This is a genomic window from methanotrophic endosymbiont of Bathymodiolus puteoserpentis (Logatchev) (assembly GCF_900128525.1).
Lineage (GTDB): Bacteria > Pseudomonadota > Gammaproteobacteria > Methylococcales > Methylomonadaceae > Methyloprofundus.
Window position 1 is genome coordinate 1 of sequence record NZ_FQTQ01000183.1, and the last position, 4,711, is coordinate 4,711.

General features: G+C 42.6%; 4 protein-coding genes and 1 pseudogene. 4 read left to right on the top strand and 1 reads right to left on the bottom strand.

The window, feature by feature from the left end; translation table 11 throughout:
- Window positions 1–109 precede the first annotated feature (109 nt).
- The 4 genes from BQ7314_RS13490 to ltrA all read left to right on the top strand — a co-directional run bounded on the left by BQ7314_RS13490 (window position 110) and on the right by ltrA (window position 3,750).
- Window positions 110–880: a reverse transcriptase domain-containing protein gene (locus BQ7314_RS13490; protein WP_174484214.1), complete on the top strand. Its 771-nt coding sequence runs from the start codon at window positions 110–112 to the stop codon at window positions 878–880.
- Between the two features lie 203 nt (window positions 881–1,083).
- Window positions 1,084–1,410, top strand: a complete 327-nt coding sequence (locus BQ7314_RS13495; RefSeq protein WP_174484215.1) for a type II toxin-antitoxin system RelE/ParE family toxin — start codon at window positions 1,084–1,086, stop codon at window positions 1,408–1,410.
- Window positions 1,407–1,694, top strand: a complete 288-nt coding sequence (locus tag BQ7314_RS13500) for a helix-turn-helix domain-containing protein (protein WP_174484216.1) — start codon at window positions 1,407–1,409, stop codon at window positions 1,692–1,694. Before BQ7314_RS13495 ends, BQ7314_RS13500 begins: the two co-directional genes overlap by 4 nt.
- 745 nt (window positions 1,695–2,439) lie before the next feature.
- Window positions 2,440–3,750 (top strand): group II intron reverse transcriptase/maturase, encoded by a 1,311-nt coding sequence (gene ltrA, locus BQ7314_RS13505; protein WP_174484217.1) that lies wholly within the window; start codon window positions 2,440–2,442, stop codon window positions 3,748–3,750.
- A 670-nt stretch (window positions 3,751–4,420) separates the two neighbouring features.
- On the opposite strand, the pseudogene BQ7314_RS15865 reads toward ltrA, so the two are convergent.
- Window positions 4,421–4,711 (bottom strand): annotated as a pseudogene (locus tag BQ7314_RS15865) (hypothetical protein); the annotation flags it as partial.

A 4,711-nucleotide genomic window follows, 5' to 3' on the forward strand; every position in this document is an offset into this window, starting at 1 on the left:
ATCTGCGCTTCAATTTCTTTTGAGTAAGGTTTTATCTTGGGTCGATTTTAAATAAAGTTTATGAGTTGCATCATTATAATTCTTAAATTGAACTTGCCTAAATTAATTTGTGCTCATTCCTAAGCATGTAGCAGAAAAGTGGATGAAACTCTATATAGAGAGATGGTTAAAAGCGCCCGTACAACACAGAGATGAACAACCGAAATTGAGAGACAAAGGCACACCGCAAGGTGGCGTTATCAGTCCTTTACTAGCGAACCTCTACCTACATTATGTGTTTGACACATGGGTAGAAAAGCACTGGATAGGGATACAATTTGAACGCTATGCAGATGACATTGTTTGTCACTGTGCCAGCGAGCAAGAAGCCCAACAACTCAAGACTTTACTTGAACAACGCTTCACCGATTGCGGATTGACCCTACACCCAAAGAAAACCAAAATAGCCTACTGTAAAAGCAGTAGTAAGCGAGGAAGTTATCCTCAGGTTAGTTTTGACTTTCTAGGGCACACCTTTAAACCACGGCTGTGTAAAAATAAGCAAGGGAAATTCTTTGTCGCCTTTACACCAGCGATTAGCAGGAAATCAGCTAAAAAGGTCAGGGATAAAATCGCCAGTTGGAGAATACTTCGAAACAGCAAAGCCAATCTTAATAGCATAGCGTACTATAGTCGAGCGATCCTGCAAGGATGGAAAAATTACTATGGAAAATATGGACGAGCAGAACTTAAGCGCGTATTGTTTTACTTAAATGAAAAACTAGTAAGATGGGCAAAGAAAAAGTATAAACGATTAAAAACGGAACGCCGAGCGGTACGCTGGATAATAGGCTATCGACAACGTGAACCCAAATTGTTTGTACACTGGAGCTTTACTTAATGAAACGGTTGGATGATAGGAGCCGTATGAAGCGAGAGTTTCACGTACGGTTCTGTGAGAGCCTGAGGGGGAAGTACTTCGGGCTACTCGACTTTGCTATTCGCAAAAAGCCGTGCCACTTTAAACGGCATCTGATTTTGGCGTTATGCTTACTCTAAAATTACAATGTTGAATTAAGTAACAAATATGTTATTATTCCACTTATGGAATGGAGTATTGAATATTATAGTCCTGAAGTTGAAGAAAGTATTTTAGGCTTGCCTGAAGGGCTTTTATCTCGTTATTTTAGGTTAACCGACTTAATGATTGAATTTGGGTCAAACCTTGGTATGCCACACACTAAACCAATTGAAAATGGCTTATTTGAATTAAGGGTTAAAAGTAAAGAAGGGATTGCAAGAGCCTTCTTTTGTACGAAAGTAGGCAAACGAATAATTATGCTCCATGTGTTCATTAAAAAGACACAAAAAATACCGAAAAAGGAACTTGTTATTGCTAACAAAAGAATGCTGGAGGTTATTAAACAATGACACATGAAGAGTTAAAAGCCAATGCTTTATCTAACCAAAAAGTTAAAGATGAATATGATAGTTTAGCCCCTGAGTTTTCATTGCTTCGAGGTATGTTATTAGCACGTGAAAACTCAGGCTTAAGTCAGGCAGAAATTGCTTTACGAATGGGAACTAAAGCTCCTTCTATTACTAGATTAGAATCATCACTTACGAGTGGAAAACATTCGCCATCGTTGGCAACGCTTAAAAAATATGCAGAAGCAGTTAATTGCCATATTGAAATTAAATTAGTACATAATTAAAAGTGTTAAAACATAACAAAAAAATCCTCGTGTCAAGCTAAATCCAGAACTTTGGAACCGACCGAAAGGTCGTAAAATTAGTTAGTATTACCCAGTGAGTGAGGATAGCAAATCGTCCAATTCCCACCTGACAAGAAAGGCCATCCTTGCCAGTAATGAACCTGCGTGCATATCCAGTAGGGTGTGTATGAAGCCAGGTGTAGTGAGTGCGTAGGCCGCGTCACTGATCTCCGAAAGTTGTATATTTGTGGTCGATAAGGAAAGCATCGATAACCTGCGATAGTAGCGGGGAAAGCCGACAGTTTGGATTTACTGGAAGGCAAGAGTCTTTAACGCGCTAAGGCAAGCGTTAACGACACCACCGGAGACTGCGAGCGGGGCATGTGTACATAGGGGTAGTCTGGGAACTTGAGAGAACCGTTAGTTCCTTGCGAAAAAAAATACCGAAACCACAGCCAATCGGTTAAGAAAAAGGCTGGGCGTAGTTCAGGTCGATTTTCACCAGAACAACGAGCTAAACAGGCCGCGTTTTTTTTAAAAAGCCTGACAAGAACACAAAATAAAGCGAAATTTAGCAAGGTATCGGGAGGCGAGCGGAAGCGAAGCAGCCCGAGATGGCAAAACGGTGGTCTTAGTGGATCATAGTACCGAAGGCAGAGGTAAGCCGAGAAGGTGGGGAAGTGAGACCCGAGCGACCCACTGAAGGGAAGGAGAAACCGGGCATAACGTTCTGACGGAAAGCAAGATGAAAGATACACAGAAATCACAACTCATATCAACAGACCTCCGTCAGATTGCAGCGCAAGCGAAACAAGAACCAGCCAAGGTGTTTACATCGCTGGCTCACCGCATGGATGTAGACTTTCTAACCGAAGCCTATCATCGGGTACGCAAAGGTGGAGCAGCGGGACTCAGTGGAGTCACGTCAAAGGACTACAAACGTAACCTGACAGACAATCTGACTGAATTGCACCAGCGTTTGAAAAATCAAACGTATGTGGCACCGAAAATCAAGCGAGTCTGGATAGACAAAGACGGCGGAAAGAAAAGGCCTATCGGCATCACAGAGTTTGAAGACAAGATAGTGCAAAAAGCGGTGGCGATGTTACTGGGAGCAGTATACGAACAAGACTTTCACGACTACTCCCACGGATTCAGAGAAGGACACAGTGCTCACCAAGCACTTTATGACATCCGAACTCCCGGTATGGAGAAAAACATCAAGTGGTTAATAGATGCAGACATAAGCGGATTTTTCGACAACATTAACAGAGCAAAATTGATAGAAATTATCAAACTCAGAGTCAATGATGGTAGCCTCATTAGGCTCATAGGGAAATGGTTAAACGCAGGCGTAGTTGACAAAGAAGTCCTCAGCTACAGTGACAAAGGCACCCCACAAGGCGGTGTAATCTCTCCCGTGTTAGCCAACATATACCTACACCATGTACTGGATGAATGGTTTACAAACGAAGTCCAACCTAGAATGAAAGGACACTGTTTCATCGTACGGTTTGCCGATGATTTTATCATTGGCAGTCAAAATGAAGACGATGCAAGAAAAATCATGGAAGTCATACCCAAACGGTTTGACAGATTTGGACTCACCATCCACCCAAAGAAAACCAAACTATTCTCGTTCAAAAAGCCAGCTTTAAAGAAACAAGTCAGCAAAGGCGAGAATACATTCGATTTTCTTGGATTCACCCATTTTTGGGCAAGAACAAGAGCGGGATATTGGGTTATAAAGCGTAAGACAGCGAAAAAGAAAATGCGGAAAAGCATAGTCGCCATGCGGGAATGGTGTCGGAACAATCGACATAAACCGCTCAAATGGCAACAACAAATGCTATCCTCAAAATTAAGAGGACACTTCCAATATTTCGGAGTACGGTGTAACATGCGATCAATGGAAGCGGTACGACATTTTGTCATCCGAGGTTGGCAGTATTGGCTCAGCCGAAGAAGTCACAAAAGTGCCATACCGTGGGATCAGTTCAAGCAACTGCTAGAAGCGTTCCCCCTACCCACCCCCAAAATCGTGCACAGTGTCTGATAGCTTGCAGGGTAGTAAAGTTATGCGTCAGGACAAAACTTGTCTTGATTACCGAAGAACCGTATGAGTGAATTGCTCACGTACGGATCTGTGGGGGGATTGGCCAGTAATGGCTGATTCTACCCGGAAGTTGACCGCTGGCAGCACAGTCTTTTTTTTAAAGGCCATTTTATACCAAAGCTCAGTGTGTTTGCAGAGTTCATCGAACATCTGCCAGCGGCCACTGAATTTGGCGTTACATTTCAAAATCCATTGAGGGTTTTCTGGTTTGTTTTGCTTGGGTGTAATTGCTTGTGATAGCTCATCGTATTTCCTTTCCTCGCTGTTTCACTCCTTATCATTGGCTGGAAAGGTTGAGTATGAGGTAGCAGGGCTAAGAGTATCAGGCATTTTACTGCTTGGAAGGGCTTTGTGTTATAAATGGTGCAGTTTAGCTAAGCTCTTAAACCCTGTTTTCAGGGTATTACTGATCAGTAAGATTACATCAAAAGTCAGTGCACTGTTAAGTCTGCCCTGCTACAGTCAACGGCTTTAAAAGTCGTTGGTTGAGTGACTGCGTATTGATTGAAGGCTGTCGAATATCGAAATGTAAATCGGGTAAGGGCTAGTTTCTCTCCAGCTCTCCCCACACCACCCTGCATGCGGCTCCGCACAGGGCGGTTCATCGCCATCATAAATAATGGAACTTAACCCATTGGTCTTTAATCGAGACTAGGCCTTGCGACTCTAGCCATTTGTTATTTAAAGCCAGTTGTACCGCCTTGGTTTTTGCTAGGCGGTAATATCCCTTTGAACTCATACCCAAACTAATTGCCACTGATTTGGAAACGCCTAATCGCATTAGATTATGAATACCCCCTGTGTCAGAATAGTTGTCGCCTCTAAAATAAACTTTAGAGGAAAGAAAAATGAGTCCAAAATATACCGAAGGATTTAAAATACAAGCGGTAGAAAAAGCCCT